The following is a 19548-nucleotide window of genomic DNA, read 5'->3' as shown; positions in this document are numbered from 1 at the left end:
GCTCGAAGGACGCGCTACGGGTTTACTACGGGTATGTACTTCGGGGTGCTCGGTCCGCTGCTCGTGCGGACAGACGCCGGCGACCCGGTCGCCGTACCCGACACGAAGGTCCGGACGCTGCTCCTCGACCTGCTGGCGAACCAGGGCCGCCCGGTCAGCGCGGACCGGCTGATCGACGACCTGTGGGGCACCCGGCCGCCTCGCAACGCGACCGGCACGCTGCAGGCCCGCGTGTCCCAACTGCGCACCGCACTGGACCGTGCCGAGCCTGGCGCGCGCAGCCTCGTCAAGCACGGTCCGGCCGGCTACACGCTGACCGCAGACGTTGTCGACAGCAACCTCTTCGAGCAGCACGTGCGGACAGGCCGACTACAGGACGCGCTCGCACTTTGGCGTGGACAGCCGTACGCCGACCAGGAGTTCGCCCGGGCGACCCGTGAGCACCTGGAGGACCTCTACCTGACTGCACTTGAGCAACTGTCCGACCGCGGCGACGACGTACTGCGACAGACGACCGCGCTGATCCGGCAGCGCCCTCTCGACGAGCGGCTGCACGCAGTACACCTCAAGGCGCTCTACCGCGCGGGGCGGCAGCATGAGGCGCTAGACCAGTACGCCGAGCTTCGCAAGGCACTGGCCGAGGAGCTCGGCGCCGACCCCGGACCCGAGCTGACCGAGCTGCATCAGGCGATCCTCCGGCACGAGCCGTCGCTCCGACGCCCCACCGCACTCCCGGAGCCACTCAACGACTTGATCGGCCGAGACGAGACGCTGGCCGAGGCGCAGGAGCAACTGGTCGGCAACCGGCTCCTGACGCTGGTCGGTCCCGGTGGAGTCGGAAAGACGCGGCTGGCGTTGGAGCTCGGCCGCAGCGCCACCAACGCGCGTCTGGTCGAGCTCGCTCCGTTGCAGCAGGACGACGTACTGGACGCGCTGGCCACCGCTCTGGGCCTCCGCGACGAGTCAACCGACCTCCTGCCGCGGCTGCTCGATTCACTCAGCAGCAGGCAGCTCCTGCTCATCCTCGACAACTGCGAGCACCTGGACCTGGCCGACTTGGTACGTCGGTTGCTCGCAGCAGCTCCCGGTCTACGGGTACTCGCGACCAGCCGGGAGCCTCTCGGCCTGACTGGTGAGCGAGTGCTCGACGTACCGCCCCTGACACCAGCATCCGCAGGAGAGCTGTTCCGGGCCCGGGCCGGTGTCACTGACGACGTGACCGCGATCTGCGAACGGCTCGACGGCATTCCGCTCGCACTGGAGCTGGCGGCGACCCGTGTGCGCGCACTGGGTGTCCAAGGGCTCGCCGAGCGTCTGGACGACCGCTTCCGGTTGCTGACCGGCGGCAAGGGTGGTCCGGAACGTCAGCGCACGCTGCGGGCCACCATCGACTGGAGCTGGGACCTGCTGGACGAGGAGGAGCGCCAGATGCTCCGGAGACTCGCGGTCCAGGCCGGCACGTTCTCACTGGAGGCTGCGGCTGAGGTGAGCGACCTGCCCGAGCACCTCCTGCTGGCGCTGGTCGACAAGTCGCTGGTGGTGGCGAGCAACGGCCGGTATCGACTGCTCGAGTCGGTCGCTGCCTACAGTCTGGAGCGGCTGAGCGAGGCCGGCGAGGAGGCAGCGGTCCGGAACCGGCATGCGGCCTACTACCTCGCGCTCGCGCGCCAGGCCGATCTACGCGGGCCGGGCCAGCGGGAGTGGCTTCAGCGGCTCGACCAGGAGGCAGCGAACTTCCGGGCCGCCCCGACCTCACTCGAGCTCGCGACGGCGCTCGCCTGGTACCGGTACCTGCGCGGCCGACTCGGCGAAGCACGCCGTACGCTCGCCGCCGCCCTTGCTCTGCCCGACCAGGAGCCCGCGCTCCGGGCACAGGCCATGGTCTGGCTGGCGGGCATGGCGGCGACCGACGCCCAGGCCACCGATGTCGCAGAGGCCGGTGAGGAAGCGTTGCGAGCCGTCGGCGACGACCCGCACGCGCTCTGGTTCCTGACCATGACCCGCTGGGCGTACGGCGACGCGGATGTGCTGTTCACCCGGATCGACCGGGCGATCGAGGCGTTCACCGAGCGCGGCGACCGCTGGGGTCTCGCGGCCGCACTGAGCACCCGGTCGCAGCTGAGCATCGTGCGCGCGGATCTGGGCGCCATGCGCCGGGACAGCCTGCGCAGCCTCGAGCTGTTCGACGCGCTCGACGACGACTGGGGCCGGTTGCAGGCGACGTACGCGCTGATCGTGGCCGCCGAGATCAGCGGTGACTATCCGACCGCGACGGCGTACCTGGAGGATGCGGTCCGGCACGCGGAGGATCTCGGGCTGTGGGCGGAGGTCTCGTTCCGCACCGCGGGCCTCGGCCGGATCGCGCTGCTGACCGGCGACTACGCGCGGGCCGACGAGCTGCACGAGCAGGCCCGGCTGCTGGCCATCGAGCAGTCCAACAAGTCGGCCGAGGAGTACGCCGAGGTCGGTCTCGGCCTGACCGCCCGCCGTCAGGGCCGCCTCGACGACGCCGAGAGGCACTTCACCAAATGGCTCACGTGGCTGACCCAGATCGACGGCACCCCCGGCATCGCCTTCATCACCAACCAACTCGGCTACATCGCCGAACAACGCGGCGACCTCGCGACGGCCCGCACGCTGCACCAGCGCGCCCTGGAGCTCGCCCGCCAGTTCGGTGATCAGCGGGCGATCGCGCTCGCCCTCGAAGGCCTGGCCGGCGCGACCGAGGACCCCGGCCGCGCCCTCGAACTACTCGCCGAAGCAGCAGCGTTACGCCGGCAAATCGGCGCCCCGCTGCCGCCGGCCGAACGGTTCGACGTGGATCGGATCAAAACCAGAATCAACGCCAGCTCACCGGCCTGACAGCTCCGACAAACAGTTTCGCAAGACCGATTGTCTCCTCGCGGTAGGGGTTCTGGTTGGTATGCGACGGGAGAACCCTGAACGCGAGGGGACAACCGGCTCCTGTGACTAATGTGTGGATGGTCGACGGATTCTCGGGCGGTGCCGGCTCGGGTCTGATCTGCAGCTCGACAGGATGTGTCGGCTGGTGGGGTAGTGCACCTGAGCGTGACCGTGTCCGCGCGTACAGCGTCTCGCCGGTGTACTACCTGTCGAGCTTGCACATCACCCCGCCGCGAGCAGCCGTGCCGCCATCAGCCCGATCACCCAGCCGGCACCACAACACCCACACATCCGGCCGGAAAGGGATCTCCCCTGGTGTTGTGGGTTCTCCCCTCGCTCAAGTCCCCGGATGCCGCCACCAACACCCACACATCCGATCGCTGGGCCGGATATCCGCTTGAAACTACACTTCGTTGCTACTTGCCGAGCCAGGCGTTGACCTTGGACTGGTTGTCCTTGACCCACTTCTCGGCGGCCTGGTCGGGGGTCAGCTTGTCGACGGCGATCATCCGGGCGACGGCGTTCTGGTCCTCGTTGGTCCACTTGAAGTTCTTGACCAGGTCGTACGCCGGGCTGCCGGAGTCGGCGAACTTCTTCGAGACGATCTTGTCGAGGTCGTACGGCGGGTAGTCGCAGGCGATCTTCGCCGGGACCGCGTCGCAGCCGGCCTTGTACGCGGGCAGGTTGATCTTCACCAGCTTGACCTCGTTGAAGAACCATTGCGGCTCGTAGAAATACGCGAGCAGCGGCTTCTTGTTCTTCTCCGCGTCCCGGAACGCCTGGATCAGCGCGGTCTCGCTGCCGCTCTGCACGACCTTGTAGTTCAGCGCCAGGTTCTTGACCAGCGCCTCGTCGTTCGTCACGTACGACGGGTCGCCGTCGAGCAGCTGCCCCTTGCCGCCGGACTCCGACGTCTTGAAGAGCGCGGCGTACTTGTTGAGGTTCTTCCAGTCGGTGATGTCCGGGTACTTCGCGGCCATCCACGGCGGCACGTACCAGCCGATCACGCCCTTGACGCCGGTGGAGCCGGCCTCGACCGCGACCTTGTCGGTGGTGATGTACTTCTTCTTCAGGTCCTCGTGGCCCCAGTTCTCCAGGTTCACGTCCACCTCGCCGGTGGCGAAGCCCTGCCAGGCGATCTCCTCCTTGAGGTTCTTCTTCACCACCTTGCAGCCGAGGTCCTTGGTGGCCACGTACGCCACCACGGCCGCGTTCGCCTCGTACCCGACCCACGGACTGACCGTGAGGTTGAAGGTGCCGCACTCCTTGCCGGCGCTCGGCTGCGGCTGGGAACCGATCTTCTCCCCGCCGCACCCGGTCAACGCGAGCGCCACCGCCGTCAGCACACCGGCGTACCGGAGCTTCTTCACCGCTTGTCTCCTCTGTTTTGGAAGTTCTGAGTACGGCGGGCCGCCGCCTGGGTGATGCGGTCGAGCATGACGCCCAGCAGGACAATAGCCAGCCCCGCGGCCAGACCCTTGCCGTACAGCTCGCTCTGCGCGAAGCCGGCCGCGACGTCGTACCCCAGCGCACCCGCACCGACCAGGCCACCGACGACCACCATCGACAACACGTAGATCAGCCCCTGGTTGACGGCGAGTGTGATCGCCCGCCGCGCCACCGGCAGTTGCACCTTGCTGATCACCTGCCAGGCGCTCGACCCGACCGAGTTCGCCGCCTCGACGGTCGCGACCGGCACCGCCTTGATGCCGTCCGCAACGATCTTGGTTGTCACCGGTACGGCGAAGACCACCGCCGCCGCGATCGCGGTGAACCGGCTCGTCCCGAACAACGCCAGGAACGGCACCAGATACACGAACGGCGGCATCGTCTGCCCCGCGTCCAGCACCGGCCGGATCCAGGTGTCGACCCGGTGGTTCCGCCCGGCCCACACACCGAGCGCGAGCCCAACGGCCACGACCACGACGGTCGCGAGCAACGTAGACGCCAGCGTGACCATGCTGTCCTGCCACACGCCGGTCGCCACCAGCAACAAGAGGCACACCGCCGCGGGTATGGCGCCCCGCAAACCTCCGAGTACGCCGGCCAACGCAACGATGACCACACTGACGAGCCACCAGGGCGACCCGGTCAGGAGCGCCTCGAGCGGGTTCAGCAGACCGATGGTGACCGCGTCCCGCACGCCGTACGTGAACCCGCCGAACACGTCCTGGACCCACACCGTCACATCAGACGCGACCACGGCGATCCGCGAACCCACGTTGACGTCCGACGGGAACTCGGCCGCCCACACGTAGGTGCGGGAGAACCAGACCGCGACGAGCACCGCAAGAGCGCCTGCGCCGAGTAGGACCTTCCGCCGCACACTCGCCGTACGCCAGGGCCGGTCGCCCGCCGCCGTCGTCACCCGGTCGAGAACGATCGCGATCACCACGATCGCCAGCCCGGCGTTGAACGCGACGCCGACGTCGAGCGTCTGCAGCGCCTTCAGCACGGTCTGGCCGAGGCCCGGTGCGTCGATCAGCGCGGCCACGGTCACCATCGAGAGCGCCGCCATGATGGTCTGGTTGATGCCGACGACAACGGTCGACCGCGACATCGGCAGCAGCACCTTCAGCAGGGTCTGACCGCGGGTCGAGCCGAGCGAACGCGCCGCCTCGACACTCTCCGGCGGCACCGAGCGGATCGCGTGCGCGGTCAGCCGGACCGCGGGCGGCGCCGCGTAGATCAAGGTGGCGATCGTCGCCGCGGCCGGCCCGATCGCGAAGAACAGCGTCAACGGCGCGAGGTACACGAACGTCGGCAGCGTCTGCATCAGGTCGAGCACCAGCGTCGCGACCCGGAACGCCCGGTTCGACAGGCCGGCCCAGATGCCGAGCGGGATCGCGACCAGCAACGACAGCAACACGGCTGCGATCGTCAGCGCGAGCGTGTCCATGCTCTCCTGCCACAACCCCTGCAACCCGACGAAGCCGAGGCCCGCGGCGGTCAGTACGGCGACCTTCCAGTTGCCGAACGCCCAGGCGCAGTACGCCGAGATCGCGACCACCCCGAGCCACCCGATCACCGGGACCGGCCGGTCGAACGACGGCTGCGAGATGACGTTCTGCAGCAGTACGACGAAGTGGTCGACGACGATCCGGATCGCGTCGAAGAACACGTTGCCCTGACCGACATCGTCGCGGTGCTCGGTCAGCCAGCGATGCAGCGGGGTGGTCTCCTGCCCGCCGAGGACGAGCGTGTCGATTCCCCGCAGGACGAAGTACGCCGCGACCCAGACGACGAGCAATACGCCGACGACCACGCTGCGCCGCGGCCGACGTACCTCGACTTCCATGTCGCTCGTGATGGCGGCCATCAGTTGTCCGCGACGACGGCGAGGATCTCCTCGTCACCGATCACACCGAGCAGTGTGCCGTTCGAGACGACCTTGACCGGCCGGTCGGCCTCCAGCACGAGGCGGGTCGCCTCGCGGACCAGGACGTCCGGACCGAGCTCGGGTCCGTCCAACGGCTCGCCGTCGCGCGGTCGCCGGGCGATCCATCGCAGAGTCAGTACGTCGGCCCGCTGGACGTCGCGGACGAACTCGCGCACGTAGTCGTCGGCCGGCGCCCCGACCAGTTCGTCGCCGGTGCCGAGCTGGACCGCGGCGCCGTCGCGCATCAACAGGATCCGGTCGCCCAGCTTCAGGGCTTCGGACAGGTCGTGGGTGATGAACACCATCGTCTTGCCGACCTCGCGGTGCAGCCGGACGACCTCGGTCTGCATCTCGCGCCGGATCAGCGGGTCGAGCGCGGAGAACGGCTCGTCGAAGAGCAGTACGTCGGGATCGTTCGCGAGCGCCCGCGCCAGGCCGACCCGCTGCTGCATGCCGCCGGACAGCTGCTCGGGGTACAGATGCTCGTTGCCGGCCAGCCCGACCAGGTCGATGACCTCCTGGGCGCGGCGCCGCCGGTCCGGTTTGCTCTCGCCGCGGATCTCCAGGCCGTACGAGACGTTGTCGATCACCTTGCGGTGCGGCAGCAGCCCGAAGTGCTGGAACACCATCGAGAACTTGCTCCGCCGGAGCGCGCGCAGCCGCTTCTCGTCGGCCGCGCGCAGGTCCTCGCCCTCGAAGACCAGCCGCCCGGCGGTCGGCTCGATCAGCCGGGTCAGGCACCGGACCAGCGTGGACTTGCCCGAACCGGACAGCCCCATCACGACGAACACCTCACCGGGGGCCACGTCGAAACTCAGGTCGCGAACGGCCGCCGTACAGCCGGTCTTGGCGTACAGCGCGGTGCGGTCGAGTGCGGCGAGGTCGGGCCGGCGGGGGACGCGCTGCGCCTTCGGTCCGAACACTTTCCACAGGTCCTGGACGGACAGCAGGGCGTCGGAATCCTGGATGTCGGGGTACTCGAGCTGAGCGGTCACAGGTAAACCCTCGCATCCCCGCTGGCAGACACAACGTGAACCGGGACTCTACCCAACCGGCAGTTCGCCGAAGCACCGCCCGTCCGCGACACTGGCACGATCGGACCGCCGCAGCCCGAGGAACCTGATATGCCCGACGAGGAGCCCATTCAGCCCGACGGACCCGCTCCGCCCGGTGTCCGGGCACAGATCCTGTCCACCGAGCACTGGAGCCTGCTGGCCACCCGGAGTCTGGCCTGGAGTGAGAGCTTCAGCCGCGCCAGTTGGTTCGTGACGGTGGTCTCGGCAACGATGGTCGCGCTCGCCCTGGTGGCGCAGAGCACCGACTTCGGCGTCGGGTTCCAGATCTTCGCGCTGCTGGTCATCCCATTGCTGATCGTCATCGGCGTGGCCACCGTGATCCGCCTGGTGCAGCTCAACGGCGAGGACGTCGAGCTGGTGATCGGGATGAACCGATTGCGGCGCGGCTATCTCGCCATCGCGCCCGAGCTCGAGGAGTACTTCGTCACCGGGCACCGCGAGGACATCGCCGGGATCATGCAGACCTACGGCACCCGCCGAACGCGGATTCCGGCCACGCAGTACGTGTCGAGTATCGCACTGCTGGTCAGCGTGATCGTGGCGGTCCTCGTCGGTGTACTGGCCGGCCTCGTCGCGGACACGTTCGGCGCCGGACGCACCGTGGCCGTCGTCGTCGGGATCGTTGCGGGCATCGCGGCACTGGCGACCGTCGTCCTGATGATCGTCCGCCACGCCCGCCGGACCTGGGATCGCTAAGACTGGTACGGCGGGGCCTCGCCCCAGCCCCAGTGCGGAACCGGTGCCTTCGGCGGCGGGGTTGCGCCGGGCTGGGAGTTCGCTAGCGCGATCCGGGTGCCCCACTCGACGTACGCGACGAAGGCCGAGCGGAACTCCGGGTCGTCCGGGAGGCCGGCCGGGTCGGCGCTGCCGGCGATCAGGGCGGCCCAGCGCGACCGCTGTTCCTCGGTCAGCTCGAGGTTCATGTGGTGCGAGAGCATCGCCGGGTAGCCGCCGAGCTCGTCGGTGTACCGGCTGTGGCCGCGGAACACCTCGCCGAGCCAGATCGCCACGTGCTCGCGATGGTTCTCGCTCATGTGCGCGAAGACCGGTGCGAGGATCGGGTCCTCGAGCACCTTGTTGTAGAACACCTCGGTCAGCCGGCGCAGCGCCTCGTGCCCGCCGGCCCACTCGTACAGCGTCGGAGTAGTCACGTAATCATGTAATCACACGAACAGGGCATCGGACACCGCCGCGAGTTCGTCCTCGATCCGGGTGTCGCCGCCCTCGGTGAACCACAGCACGTTCTGCAGGATCCGGCCGGCGGTCCACCCCAGCGCACGGTCCCGGTCGATGCCGGTCACCTCGAGCATGAGGTCGAATCGGTCGCGGATCGCTTGCGAGAGGTCGCCGGTCGCCACCATGTCGTCCCATCGATTCCACGTTGCCGGCATGAGTTCGAAGGCCGGGTCGCCGGCCAGCGGCTTCGGGTCGATCACCAACCACGGCTGCCGCTTGGCAGCCATCACGTTGTAGTAGTGCAGGTCCCAGTGCAGCAGGCGGTCACCGGGTTCCGGCAGCAACTCGGTCACCTGCGCGACGAACCGCCAGGCCAACGCCTGTTCGGCCGGGTCCGCCAGCTTCGGGAGCACGCGGGGCGCGTCCTCGATCATTCCGGCGGCGATATCCGAGAGGTGGCGGATGCCGGGCGGGGCGGGTACGGCGCTCAGGCGGTTCAGGAGCTCGGCGAGGATCCGGGTCGCCTCGACGTCGTCCGGTAGGTCGTCGAGCGTTCGCGGTTCGAGCCGTTCCAGCAGCAGCGTCGACGTCTCCGGGTCGTCCTCGTACACCTCGACGACGTCGTCGTGGTTCCAGGTCCGCAGCGCGAGCGCCTCGCTCTCCGATTCGTCGTTGACGCTCTGCAGTTTGAGCATCGCCGGTGTCCCGTCCCGCCGTACGACGGGGAGGATGAGCGACGCCTCGCCGCTCAACGGGTCGCCGGACACGGTCAGCTGCCACTCACCGACGTACCGCTCGACCGCCCCGGGCAGCCCGGCCAGCCACTCGGGCGCACTCTCGCTGTGATTCCGGACAAGCTTCGCGGGAATGTCGATCACCCTCGGCACAGTAGGTGATTCGAGGAGGATGCGCCTGGATTTTCGTAGGCTGTGGGCATGGCAGAGGAACTGGACATCGAAGAGCGCTGGCCCGAGCTGTTCGCACCGCTCGACGACGTGCAGCGCCGTGCCGTTCTGCAATCCCTCGCCAACGCGTGGCACGAAGGCTGGGAGCCGAACCGCGAGGACGTCGAGAACCTCGCCGACCGCGCCCGCGGCGTCATCGACATGGACGAGTACCTGCGCCGTGCCCGCGAGGCCGCCGACCGGCGCGCCGGCGACCAGGGCTGAGGGCGTCGATGGCAGAGGACCCGTACGCCTACCCACCGCCGCACCAGGAGACGCTGAAGAACAAGTTCGGCGAGCGTGACAAGGACAAGCTGAAGGACCTGGAGTACGCGGCCGCGGCGGAGCGTCAGCGCCAACTGCAGTCCGGCGAGGCCGACGTGCCGCGGACGTACGACGGCCGGCACGTGGAGGCGATCCACGCGCACCTCTTCCAGGACGTCTACGAGTGGGCCGGCCAACGCCGTACGGTCCCGCTCACCAAGAGCGGCCCGGGCGGCTTCGCGGCTCTGGACCAGATCGACCGCTACCTGGACGACGCCGCCAAGCTGATCGAGTCCGCCGACTGGGCGTCGATGGACCTGGACCAGTTCGCGGAGAAGGCGGCGGAGGTGCACGCCTACGTGAACCAGGCCCATCCGCAGCGCGAGGGCAACGGGCGGGCGGCGAAGGAGTTCATGCAGCAGGTCTCCGAGCTGTCGCCGTACCAGCTCGACTTCACCAAGTGCCCGCCCGACGTGTGGAACCAGCGGTCGATGCTGACAGACCCGGACCTCGGCAAGTACGAGCCGGTGCCCGAGATGATGGTGCCGGTGTTCAAGCACGTCGCCGAGCCGCGGCCCGGCGGACCGGCCAGGACCATGATTTCGTCGGAGTTGAAGGAGGCCCGGCGGGTCGCCGGGCTCGATCCGAGCGAGGCGCCGACCCGGACCACGCAGGCAGGAAGCACCACCGCCGCCCGGCGCGGAAGCTCGTCCCGAGGTCGCTCCGGGCAGTCCCCCGAGCTGGGCTGAGGCAACCGGCAACCCGGGTCGCCGGTAGGCGCTTCGGCGGGGATGTGCTTGGGTCTTGCCGTGGAGAGCAGGCTTCGGCGGGTTCAGCGGATCGTGGCGGCGGCGTACTTGGGGATTCCTCTCGTGCTGCTGGTGGTGGTCGCGTTGATCGCGGTGACCGGTCCGGTGGCGGCGTGGATCGGGTGTGTTGTGCCGGTCGCGATGCTGGTGATCGGGTTCGTGCTGCGACGGCGGCACCGGTACCAGCCGCGGTGGTGGCTCGGTGTCGCCGGGTTGTTCGGCGGTCTCACCGGTCTGATGGTGACGCTGTTCCCGTTGGCGGTCGGGGTCTGGTGGCCGGCGATCCTCGCGCTGCCCGGCCTGATCCTCGGGATCATCGGCGGACTGGCGCTGGCGCGGGCGGCCGACCGTGCGCTCCTGGTCCCGTTCGTCCCCGAGCTCGCCGGTACGCCGTACGAACTGGTCTTCCGGCTCCGTGGCATCCCGCTCGCCGCCGTCCTCGTCGGCGCGGACTCGGTCACTGTGCAGTCGCACCCGGTTCCGCGCGCCGACCACCAGTTCCGCACGTATCCGCTGACCGCGATCACCGGCACGTACGAGTTCTCGCTGAGCGGCGCGGAACGGCTCAAGTTCCCGATCGCCGTGACCCACGCAGTCGCCAGCGAGGGGCCGGCCGTGATTCTGCAGGCGAACGGCGAGGACTGGGTCCTCCCCACGAATCAGGCCGGAACGCTGATCGACGTACTCACGGAACGCCGGGTTAGTTGAGGTCTAGTCAGGTACGTAGCAGAGTGTCACGCTGCTGGTATGTGGGGGCTCAGAGTGGTTGCGGCGCTTCTGGCGTCGGCAGTGGTAGGGACTGGGATCACAGCAGCTGATGCTGCGGTAGACCCTAAATTGACGGTCACGAGCGTGACGGCTGACCGAACGACGATTGCGGTATCGGGGCTGAACACCGTCCCGGTGAAGCTGACCGTCGCGGCGAAATACGACACGACCAACCCGGACGACAACAACCTGGTACTACTCGTGTACATCAAGCGGATCAGTGGGACCGGCCCGATGACCGAGCTGCTCTCGACCGATCTGCCACGCACCGCCGGCACCGTGCAGGACGGGGTCTGGTCCGGCCCGGTGCACATCGCGTCCACCGCGAACGGATCCTACAAGGTGTACGGCGTCTCGTACGGCCCGTACTTCACCTGGCAGGCGGGCGGGATGCTGCCCGATCCGACACCGGTCGACGGCCCGACGCTGACCATCACCGGCACGCACCAGCCGAAGGTCACCGCCAAGGTGACTCCGCCAGTGGTGCCGTTCGGTCCGAACTACACGATCACCTGGGCGATCACCGACCGGACGACCGGTAAGCCTTACGGCACCCGCGTCCGGGCCATGCTCGGCGTCGACAACCAGTGCGCCGAGGAAGCCGGTGGGGTCAACGTACTGACGACCACCGCCGGTCTCATCACCCACTCGTACCCGTCCAGTGCCGGCGAGTGGCTGAACTGCCTGCGGATCAAGAGCACTCCACTCGACATCACCGGTCTCGGTCTCGCCGTCATCCGGCCCGGCGTCGTGTCGGCCGCGCCGTCCAAGGCGAGCGCGCCCGTCGGCACCATCGTGCCGGTCAACGGCAGCGTGCTCGGCCCGGCGGCCTTCTGCCCGGTCCTGCTGCAGCGCTTGTACGGCGCATCGCAGTGGCGCCAGGTCAGCACCGCGAAGACGCGGCAGAGCGGGCGCTACACGGTGTCCGCGCAACCGGCGTACAAGGGTCTGATCCCGTACCGCGTCTACTTCCCGGCGTGCGGGCGCTACCTGACCGGCGTCAGCAAGGTGTTCTACATCCGAGGGCTCTAGGAAGACTGCCGGCGGGCGGTTTCGGCCTTCTCCGCCTGCCAGCCGTCCTCGTTCTTGCCGAGCCGCCAGTAGCCGGACAGCGAAACCTGGTCCCGGCTGAGTCCGCGATCCTGGAACAGGTTCTTGCGGATCCGGAACACGAATCCGGCTTCGCCGTGCACGAACACGTGCGGCGTACCGTCCGGGAAGTCGAGGGCCTCGACGGCCGCGACCAGACCGTCGCCACGCTCACCGTCCGCGGTCGCACGGTGGAACCATTGCACGTCGGCCTCGCCCGAGCCGCCGAACTTCTGCTCCTCGGTCTCGTCCGCCACCTCGATCAGGACAGTCGCGCGCGCACCCGGCGGCAGCTGCTCGACCGCGGCGCCGATCGCCGGCAGAGCGCTCTCGTCACCCACGAGCAGGTGCCAGTCGGCCGCCTCGTCCGGCGTGTACGCACCGCCGGGGCCGTTGAACCACAGCACGTCACCCGGCTGCGCCGACGCCGCCCACGGACCCGCCACGCCCTCGTCGCCGTGGTGGACGAAGTCGATGGTCAGTTCCCGCGACGCCTCGTCCCAGCTCCGGACGGTGTAGGTCCGCATGGTCGGCCAGTGCTCGGCCGGGTACGTCTCCCGCACCACGCCCATGTCCAGTGGCTCGGGGTACTCGACGCCGTCCTTGCAGAACAGCAGCTTCACGTAGTGGTCGGTGAAGCCGTTGTCGGCGAAGTCGTCGGAGCTGAGCACGACCCGGATCATGTGCGGAGTGATCCGCTCGGTCCTCATCACGACGGCGCGCTTGCAGACGCGATTACGGCGGGGTGCGGGGCTGGTCACGCGACCACAGTCCTCTCGGGCGGGTAAGTTAGGTCAACCTAAGTAAGCCTAGCCCACCCGCCCGAACAGGTCAGGTTCCCCGGATGTAGAAGGCCTTGCTGACGCCGGCCTGGTAGTTGTAGCACTTCGGGAAGTAGACGCGGTACGGGATCAGGCCCTTGTACGCCGGTTGCGCGTTCAGCGTGAACTTTCCGCTGTAGGACCGGATGTTGCCCGCGGGGCTGACCGTCTTCCACTGCGTGGCTCCGTACAGCCGCTGCAGGTACACCTTGCAGGCGGACGGGGCCCCTGCGACGACACCGTTCACCGGGACGATCGTGCCGACCGGTGCACTGGCCTTGGACGGCGCCGCGGTCACAATGCCGGGCCGCGCGACGACGAGTCCCTGACCGCCGACCGACGCCGGATTACCGGGCAGCAGCAGGCAGTTGACCCATTGGGCGTCCGACGCCGCGTAGGCCTTGGTCACCACGCCGCTGGTGTTGGTGAGGTTCGTGTAGCCGGGACCGAAGTACTCGGCGCAGATGTTGTCGGTCCCGAGGACGACGCGGACCTTGCTACCGTACGGCTTGCCGGTCTGCGCGTCGGTGACCGCCCACGTGATCGAGAACTTCGAGCCGAACGGCACCACCTTCGGGGACACCGACGCGGTGATCTTCGGCTGATGCGTCCCGGTGACCGCGAGCGACGGACCGGCGTACGGCGTCGGTTCCGTCATGCTCCCGCTCCCCGGGAAGAACGGGCCGGTCATCACACCGGTCACCTTGAACGTGCCGTTCGCCGTCGACGGGACCTGCAGCGGTCCGCTCCAGGTGCCGGCCTGCGTGTTGCGGGCCAGGTTCGTGGACCACAAGTACCGCTGCTGGCCAGTGCCACCGGTCCGTTCGAGGAGCACGTTCACCGGGACCTTCTCGTCGGTCGACGAGCCGGTGTCGAAGACGCCCTTGACCGTCACCGTGACCGGCGCGGTGTTGAGCCCGCTGACGGCGACGCTGGTCTTGTTCAGCGTGATCGAGTCGATCTTCAGGTCGGGGTCGGGGGCAGCCTGGGCCGCGGCCGGGAAGACGGCCAGCAGCAGCGGTGCCGCGAGCAGCGCAGCGAGAACTCGGTTTCTCTTCATCAGGTTCCTCGGATGTAGAACGTCTTGCTGACGCCCGCGACGATGTTGTGGCAGGTCGGGAAGTAGGCCCGGTACGGAATCAGGCCCTGGTACGACGGTTGCGCGTTGACCGTGAACCGGCCGGACTGCCGCACCGCCGCGGAGCTGACGGTCCGCCACTGCGAGGCGCCGTACAGCCGCTGTAGTTGCACGGAGCAACTACCCACGCGGTAGACCGAGCCGTTGACCGGGACGACGGTCCCGACCGGCACGCTGGTCTTCGACGGCACGGCCGACACGATCGCCGGGTGGGCGACGAACAGCCATTGGCCGACGATGTAGTACGGGTCGGCGTAGATGTGCGCGCAGTTCATCGCGCCGCCGTCGTACGCGGTGTACGACTTGGTGATCAGGCCGTTCGTCCCGGTCTTGTACATCGGGCTGCCGCCCTCGGCGCACGGCGTGTCGACGCCGAGGCCGATCGGGATCCGGGTGCCGTACGGCTTGCCGGTCGCGGTGTTCGTGACCGCCCAGATGATCGAGTACGGCTTGTCCCACGGCACCACGCGCGGGTTCACGGACGCGGTGATCTTCGGCAGGTTCGTGCCCTTCACCGTGATCGTCTGGCCCGAGTACGGCGTCGGGTCGACCGGGGTGCCCGGGTCCGGAGCGCCGTACGGACCGGTCATCACGCCGGTGACCTTGAACGTGCCGTTCGCGGTGGACGCGACGTTGAGCCGGCCGGTCCAGGTGCCGTTCTGCACCGTTCCGCTGGTCCGCTTCAGGTCGGCGGACACGATGCTGTCCCGCGGCCCGGTGCCGCCGGTGCGCGTCAGGACGACGTTCAGCACCAGGCCGGCGTCTCCGGGCTCACTGGAGTTGTAGCCGCCCTTGACGGTGACGTTGATCGGGTACGTGTTCAGGCCCGAGACCGCGACCGAGGTGCGGTCCAGGACGACCTGAGAGATCGTCAGGTTCGGATCTGGGTCGGCCTGCGCAGCACCGACGGGCAGGATGCCGGCCAAGGGTACGGCGAGTAGCGCCGCGAGCACTCGTCCGATTCTCATGCACTGAGGGTGACAGTGGTCCAGGACGGTTCCAAGTATTTCGGCGCAGATGTGCGCGATCGGGTCGCAGTGTGTAGACCGGTTGCCGCGAGCCCGTGATTCAACTTCCGGGAGCCCACTGTTAACCGGTAAGTAACTCACCGACCGTGTCGGCGACGGCTACGGTCCGCACGCTGTCCCAATGAGCCAGGTCTTCGGAGCAGACGGGCACCCGGCGTACTTGATCACGCGCCGGGACCAGCTCGGGACGCCGCTCTCGTTGAGCGGCGTACTGCCGGAGAGCAGGGCGATCCTCTTCCAGGGCGCGCCGGGCATGGGCAAGACCACCGAACTGAACCGGGTGGAAGATCTGGCCGAAGTCCACGGCTGGACCACGATCAGGGTGACGGCGTCCGAGAACATCCCGCTCGAGCACCACCTGACCACCGCGTTCCGGCAGAAGCTCGACGACCTGCAGGACAGGTTCGGCAAGCGCCAGGTCCGCGGCCTCAGCAAGACGGTCCGGGACCTGACCGCGAGCGGTCGCAACACCCGGTGGGGATGGGAAGCGCGGCTCGGCGGCGGCCCCGTACCGGTCGAGTTCGTCGGTAAGCACGAGAAGGACACGACCGCACACGACAAGCTCGGCACCACGCTGAACGACTTCGCCGACGAGCTCGGCCGCCTCGCCGGTCACGAGAACGAGCCGATCCTGCTGCTGATCGACAAGATCGATGCGGCGTCGGAACTGGACCAGGCGGGCGTGAACGACCTGGCGATCCATCTCGAAGAAATGGATCGCCCCGTCTGGCTGGTCATCGCCGGCGGCACGAAGTCGACGAGTTCGCTGATGCACGCGTCCCGCCGGATGTCCGGTATCGCCACCACGATCACCAACCAGTTCAGTGTCCGCGAGCTCGAGCCGCTGTCCGACGCGGAGCTGGCCGTATCGCTGACCGAGCCGCTCGACGACGCGGAGATTCCGTACGAGTACGCCGGCATCGACGTACTGGTCCGCGCCGCCAACGGCAACCCGAGCCAGTTGCGGAAGTTCGCGCTGGCCGCTGTCGCGATGCGGGACCCGGAGCGTGGGATCACGGCGGCGGCCGCGGAAGCAGCGACCACCAAGGTCTGGACGGACTCGGAGCACAGCTACCAGAGCAAGTGGAACCAGCCGGAGACCACGCACGCCCAGAAGGATCTCCTCGCCAGAGTCGCGGCGCAGGGTACGAACGGTCTGTACATGCCGCCCGAGACCCGTCCGGATCTGTCGGACGAGTGGCAGCAGGTCGACAGGGCGCGCCAAGAACTCGTCGCCCGCGGAATGCTCCGGGAGCACGACGGCCAACTCGTGACGATCCCCGACAAGGGACTCCGCGACTGGCTCAACCAGCACCTCGACCAGACACCGGCACCGGCCCGCGGGCCCGAAGTGGGCCGGCCTTCCGCCAACCTTGCGCCGGTCCACCTGGCCGGGGACCGGGCTGCGGTCAACAGGGTGTTCGGCACGTCCGATCAGCTCGTCGAGCAGATCGACCGCAAGGACAAGCACGGCCGGGCGATCTCGCTGGACCAGCGACTCCCGATCGGAACCACGGTGCTGTTCACCGGACCTCCTGGCATCGGCACCAGCCAGGAGCTGAACCGGACCAAGGCGCTGGCCGACCGGGAGGGCTGGATCTCGATCCGCTTCAGCGCCTCCAAACGCGAGTCGGTGGAGGCCAGGATCATTCGCGCTGTCCAGGGCGAGCTGGACACCTTCAAGCGGCGGTATCCGGCCGACCAGGTCAAGGAACTGAAAGAGATCCTGAACCGGATGGCGGTCCGGACCAAGAATTCGATGAACACCGCGCAGATCCGGGCCGGCCTCGCGCCAGGACCGAAGATCGGCGTCCACAAGGCCTGGGAAGGCGTCACGAAGGACTCGGTCGGTCGCACCTTGAGCGAGCTCGGCGAACAGCTCGGCAAGATGGCCGGGCCACGTCGCGAGCCGATCGTGCTGATGGTCGACAACCTGGACGCCGCGTCGCGCGACGATCTCAACGCTCTGACCGGACTGTCGGCCACCTTGCACGAGAACCGGAAACCGGCGTTCCTGATCGCGGCGGGCGGCAACCAGATGGAGTCCCGGCTGCTCTCGGCGTCAGGTGGCCGTTCCGGGACGGAGACCGAACTGAAGCTCGACGTCCGCTCGCTGCAGCCGCTGAGCGCCGACGAGATGCAAAGGGCACTCGTCAAGCCGCTGTCCAAGGCCGGTATCCAGTGCGATCCGGGTGCTGTGGACAAACTGGTCGGGGACGCACAAGGTCACCCGAGCCGGTTGCGGACGCTGGCCGGCGCGGCCCTCGAGCTCGTTCAGCCCGGCGAGAACACCATCACCGCCGACATCGCCGTCACCGCAGCCGCCCGGCTGAACACGCGATCCCAGGCCCTGTACGCCGCTGCCTGGGCCAACTGTTCGAACCACGAGATGGCGTTGCTCGCGAAGACCGCCGCCCACGGATCCCAGGGAGTACCGATCCCGTCCCGGACGGCGAGTCCGGATCGCTGGAACCTCGACGACGCGTCCAAGGCGCTGATCTCACGCGGCCTGCTGACCCGCACCGATTTCCAGATCCACGTCACCGACCCGGGCTTCCAGGACTGGGTACAGACCCGGCTCGGCACGTCGACTGCGCTGTCCGGCATCGCCGCACCGGCCAAGTCCCAGGCGCAGCTCACGGCAAGCGGAGGGCGGGCCGGAGAACACCGGCCCGCCCTCGGCACCAAGCAAGACGTGCAGCACAACCGCTGAGCCTTACGGCCAGATCGACGCGACCCACTCCGGGTGGTCGATGAACGGGTTCCGGTTGTGCTGGAACTGGCTGTAGATGACCTCGTTGCGGTTCTTCTCGAACGCGTCCGGCGGGTCGGCGGCGGCCCAGGCCTTGAGCACCGTGAGCTTGCCGATGTACGGCGCGGTGCCGTTGCCGACCGAGTTGTTCAGCTCCAGGTTCGCGAAGCCGTCGTCGCCCTCGTACCGCACGGCCATGTAGAAGATCATCCGGGCGACGTCACCGCGGACCGCGGCGCGGGGCGCGAACGAGTCCGAGTCCGCCGTACAGCCGGAGCACTGGGCGACCGACGTACCGCCGTTGTCGAAGTCGAGGTTGCCGCGGGCCGAGTTCACCGTCACGTCCTCGGGGCGGAGGTGGTGGACGTCGGTGCCCGGGCCGGTCGCCGTCCCGAAGTCGCCGTGCGACTTGGCCCAGACGTGCTCACGGTTCCAGTCGTCGGCGTCGCCGCCGTTGAGGCTCTTGCTGATCGAGCGGCCGGAGTAGATCTCGATGACGTTGCTGCTGTTGTTCGGGTCCTGGTCGGTGACCTTCAGCGCGTCCCAGACCTGGTCGTAGGTGAGCTTGGTCTGGCTCGAGATGATCGTGTGCAGCGCGGACTTCAGGGCAGCCCCGGTCTTGCCCTCGGCGCCGGCGTAGTAGTCACCCGGATCCGGCCCCGGGTCCGAGCCGCCACCGCCGGTGAAGGCGGTCGCGTTCTTCAGGCCGGGGTGCGAGAAGTACGCCGCCAGCGTGCCGGTGACGGTGATCTGCTTGCCGAGCAGGCTCGGGTTGCTCTGCAGTCCGTACGACGCGCGGAACGCGGTCGGGATCTGGACGTAGAGCATCGACGACGTACTGGTCTGCGAGGCCGAATCGGCGAGCGCCAGCGCGTAGTCGTTCGGGAAGTTGCTGCGGACAACGGTGCTGGTGGCGGTCGGCTGACCGACCACGTACCCGGTCACGGACGCCGTGGAGTTGTCCTGGCGGCCGATCGCGGTCGCGACCGTGATCGTGGTGGCGGCATTCGACGGCGTGATGCCGAAGCCGAGGAGTGCGAGTACGGCGGTGACGAGCAGCGCCGGACGGAAGAATCGGGACACGGCTACTCCCAGGGGCGGTTGGGGACCGAACGCAGGTCAGTCTGCCCAGCTTCCCGGGCCACCTAACAAACAGCAGGTGAAGAGTTGAACCGGTGGGGCGGTGAACGAGTGAGTGCCGATCACCACCCCACCTGGGTGTACGGGCCCCCATCAGGCCGAGACGCACAGCCGCAGCCTGCTCTGCCCACACACCAGCGAGGCGCTACTGGCGGGCAGCACCTCACCGTCGAGGTCGGCGTGGTGCGGACGCCGTTTACGGACCGTACTCACTCCAGCACGCAATGTCCATGGGTCCTCGCAGCCATCTCACTCTCCAG

At 68.4% G+C, this 19548-nt stretch carries 16 protein-coding genes; 7 read left to right on the top strand and 9 right to left on the bottom strand.

Annotated features, from left to right (window positions below; all coding sequences use genetic code 11):
* Positions 1-33 precede the first annotated feature (33 nt).
* Positions 34-2862, top strand: a complete 2829-nt coding sequence (locus ACLJOO_RS11810) for a BTAD domain-containing putative transcriptional regulator (protein WP_410786927.1) — start codon at positions 34-36, stop codon at positions 2860-2862.
* 458 nt (positions 2863-3320) lie between these two features.
* Here the strand turns inward: ACLJOO_RS11810 and ACLJOO_RS11805 are convergent, their stop codons facing one another.
* Genes ACLJOO_RS11805 through ACLJOO_RS11795 form a run of 3 tightly spaced genes read right to left on the bottom strand, consistent with a single transcriptional unit; the run spans position 3321 to position 7278 of the window.
* Complete coding sequence (locus ACLJOO_RS11805; protein ID WP_410786926.1) at positions 3321-4274, bottom strand: ABC transporter substrate-binding protein; 954 nt, start codon at positions 4272-4274, stop codon at positions 3321-3323.
* A complete protein-coding gene (locus ACLJOO_RS11800; protein WP_410786925.1) occupies positions 4271-6223 on the bottom strand; it encodes an ABC transporter permease in 1953 nt (650 codons plus the stop codon). The genes ACLJOO_RS11805 and ACLJOO_RS11800 overlap by 4 nt, the downstream gene beginning before the upstream one ends.
* Positions 6223-7278 (bottom strand): quaternary amine ABC transporter ATP-binding protein, encoded by a 1056-nt coding sequence (locus tag ACLJOO_RS11795; protein WP_410786924.1) that lies wholly within the window; start codon positions 7276-7278, stop codon positions 6223-6225. The genes ACLJOO_RS11800 and ACLJOO_RS11795 overlap by 1 nt, the downstream gene beginning before the upstream one ends.
* Before the next feature lie 129 nt (positions 7279-7407).
* Between ACLJOO_RS11795 and ACLJOO_RS11790 the strand changes: the two genes are divergently transcribed.
* On the top strand, positions 7408-8055 hold the full coding sequence (locus ACLJOO_RS11790; RefSeq protein WP_410786923.1) for a hypothetical protein: 648 nt from the start codon (positions 7408-7410) through the stop codon (positions 8053-8055).
* On the opposite strand, the gene ACLJOO_RS11785 is transcribed toward ACLJOO_RS11790, so the two are convergent.
* Positions 8052-8510: a group II truncated hemoglobin gene (locus tag ACLJOO_RS11785; RefSeq protein WP_410786922.1), complete on the bottom strand. Its 459-nt coding sequence runs from the start codon at positions 8508-8510 to the stop codon at positions 8052-8054. The genes ACLJOO_RS11790 and ACLJOO_RS11785 overlap by 4 nt on opposite strands.
* Positions 8511-8522: 12 nt before the next feature.
* Positions 8523-9443 carry an aminoglycoside phosphotransferase family protein gene (locus ACLJOO_RS11780; protein ID WP_410787150.1) on the bottom strand — a complete coding sequence of 307 codons (921 nt, stop codon included), beginning with the start codon at positions 9441-9443 and terminating at the stop codon, positions 8523-8525.
* 27 nt (positions 9444-9470) lie between these two features.
* On the opposite strand from ACLJOO_RS11780, the gene ACLJOO_RS11775 reads away from it, so the two are divergent.
* The 4 genes from ACLJOO_RS11775 to ACLJOO_RS11760 all read left to right on the top strand — a co-directional run bounded on the left by ACLJOO_RS11775 (position 9471) and on the right by ACLJOO_RS11760 (position 12352).
* The gene (locus ACLJOO_RS11775) at positions 9471-9704 is read left to right on the top strand and encodes a hypothetical protein (RefSeq protein WP_410786921.1); all 234 of its coding nucleotides are present in this window, start codon (positions 9471-9473) and stop codon (positions 9702-9704) included.
* 8 nt (positions 9705-9712) lie between these two features.
* Positions 9713-10492 carry a Fic/DOC family protein gene (locus ACLJOO_RS11770; protein WP_410786920.1) on the top strand — a complete coding sequence of 260 codons (780 nt, stop codon included), beginning with the start codon at positions 9713-9715 and terminating at the stop codon, positions 10490-10492.
* A 60-nt stretch (positions 10493-10552) separates the two neighbouring features.
* The gene (locus ACLJOO_RS11765) at positions 10553-11260 is read left to right on the top strand and encodes a hypothetical protein (RefSeq protein ID WP_410786919.1); all 708 of its coding nucleotides are present in this window, start codon (positions 10553-10555) and stop codon (positions 11258-11260) included.
* A gap of 144 nt (positions 11261-11404) precedes the next feature.
* On the top strand, positions 11405-12352 hold the full coding sequence (locus ACLJOO_RS11760) for a hypothetical protein (RefSeq protein WP_410786918.1): 948 nt from the start codon (positions 11405-11407) through the stop codon (positions 12350-12352).
* Here the strand turns inward: ACLJOO_RS11760 and ACLJOO_RS11755 are convergent.
* The 3 genes from ACLJOO_RS11755 to ACLJOO_RS11745 form a co-directional block, all read right to left on the bottom strand.
* Positions 12349-13170, bottom strand: a complete 822-nt coding sequence (locus ACLJOO_RS11755; RefSeq protein ID WP_410786917.1) for a siderophore-interacting protein — start codon at positions 13168-13170, stop codon at positions 12349-12351. The two genes, ACLJOO_RS11760 and ACLJOO_RS11755, sit on opposite strands and share 4 nt — an antisense overlap.
* 70 nt (positions 13171-13240) lie before the next feature.
* On the bottom strand, positions 13241-14290 hold the full coding sequence (locus ACLJOO_RS11750) for a hypothetical protein (protein WP_410786916.1): 1050 nt from the start codon (positions 14288-14290) through the stop codon (positions 13241-13243).
* Positions 14290-15336 (bottom strand): hypothetical protein, encoded by a 1047-nt coding sequence (locus ACLJOO_RS11745; protein WP_410786915.1) that lies wholly within the window; start codon positions 15334-15336, stop codon positions 14290-14292. Before ACLJOO_RS11745 ends, ACLJOO_RS11750 begins: the two co-directional genes overlap by 1 nt.
* Positions 15337-15517: 181 nt before the next feature.
* Here ACLJOO_RS11745 and ACLJOO_RS11740 point away from each other — a divergent pair, with 181 nt between their 5' ends.
* A complete protein-coding gene (locus ACLJOO_RS11740; protein ID WP_410786914.1) occupies positions 15518-18109 on the top strand; it encodes an AAA family ATPase in 2592 nt (863 codons plus the stop codon).
* A gap of 3 nt (positions 18110-18112) precedes the next feature.
* On the opposite strand, the gene ACLJOO_RS11735 is transcribed toward ACLJOO_RS11740, so the two are convergent.
* Entirely contained in the window at positions 18113-19231 is a 1119-nt protein-coding gene (locus ACLJOO_RS11735) for an endonuclease (protein ID WP_410786913.1), read from the bottom strand.
* Positions 19232-19548: the final 317 nt, after the last annotated feature.

It is taken from the genome of Kribbella sp. C-35, from assembly GCF_046549195.1.
In the GTDB taxonomy this organism is placed as follows: Bacteria; Actinomycetota; Actinomycetes; order Propionibacteriales; family Kribbellaceae; genus Kribbella.
This window is presented reverse-complemented; position numbering and strand designations above follow the sequence as displayed.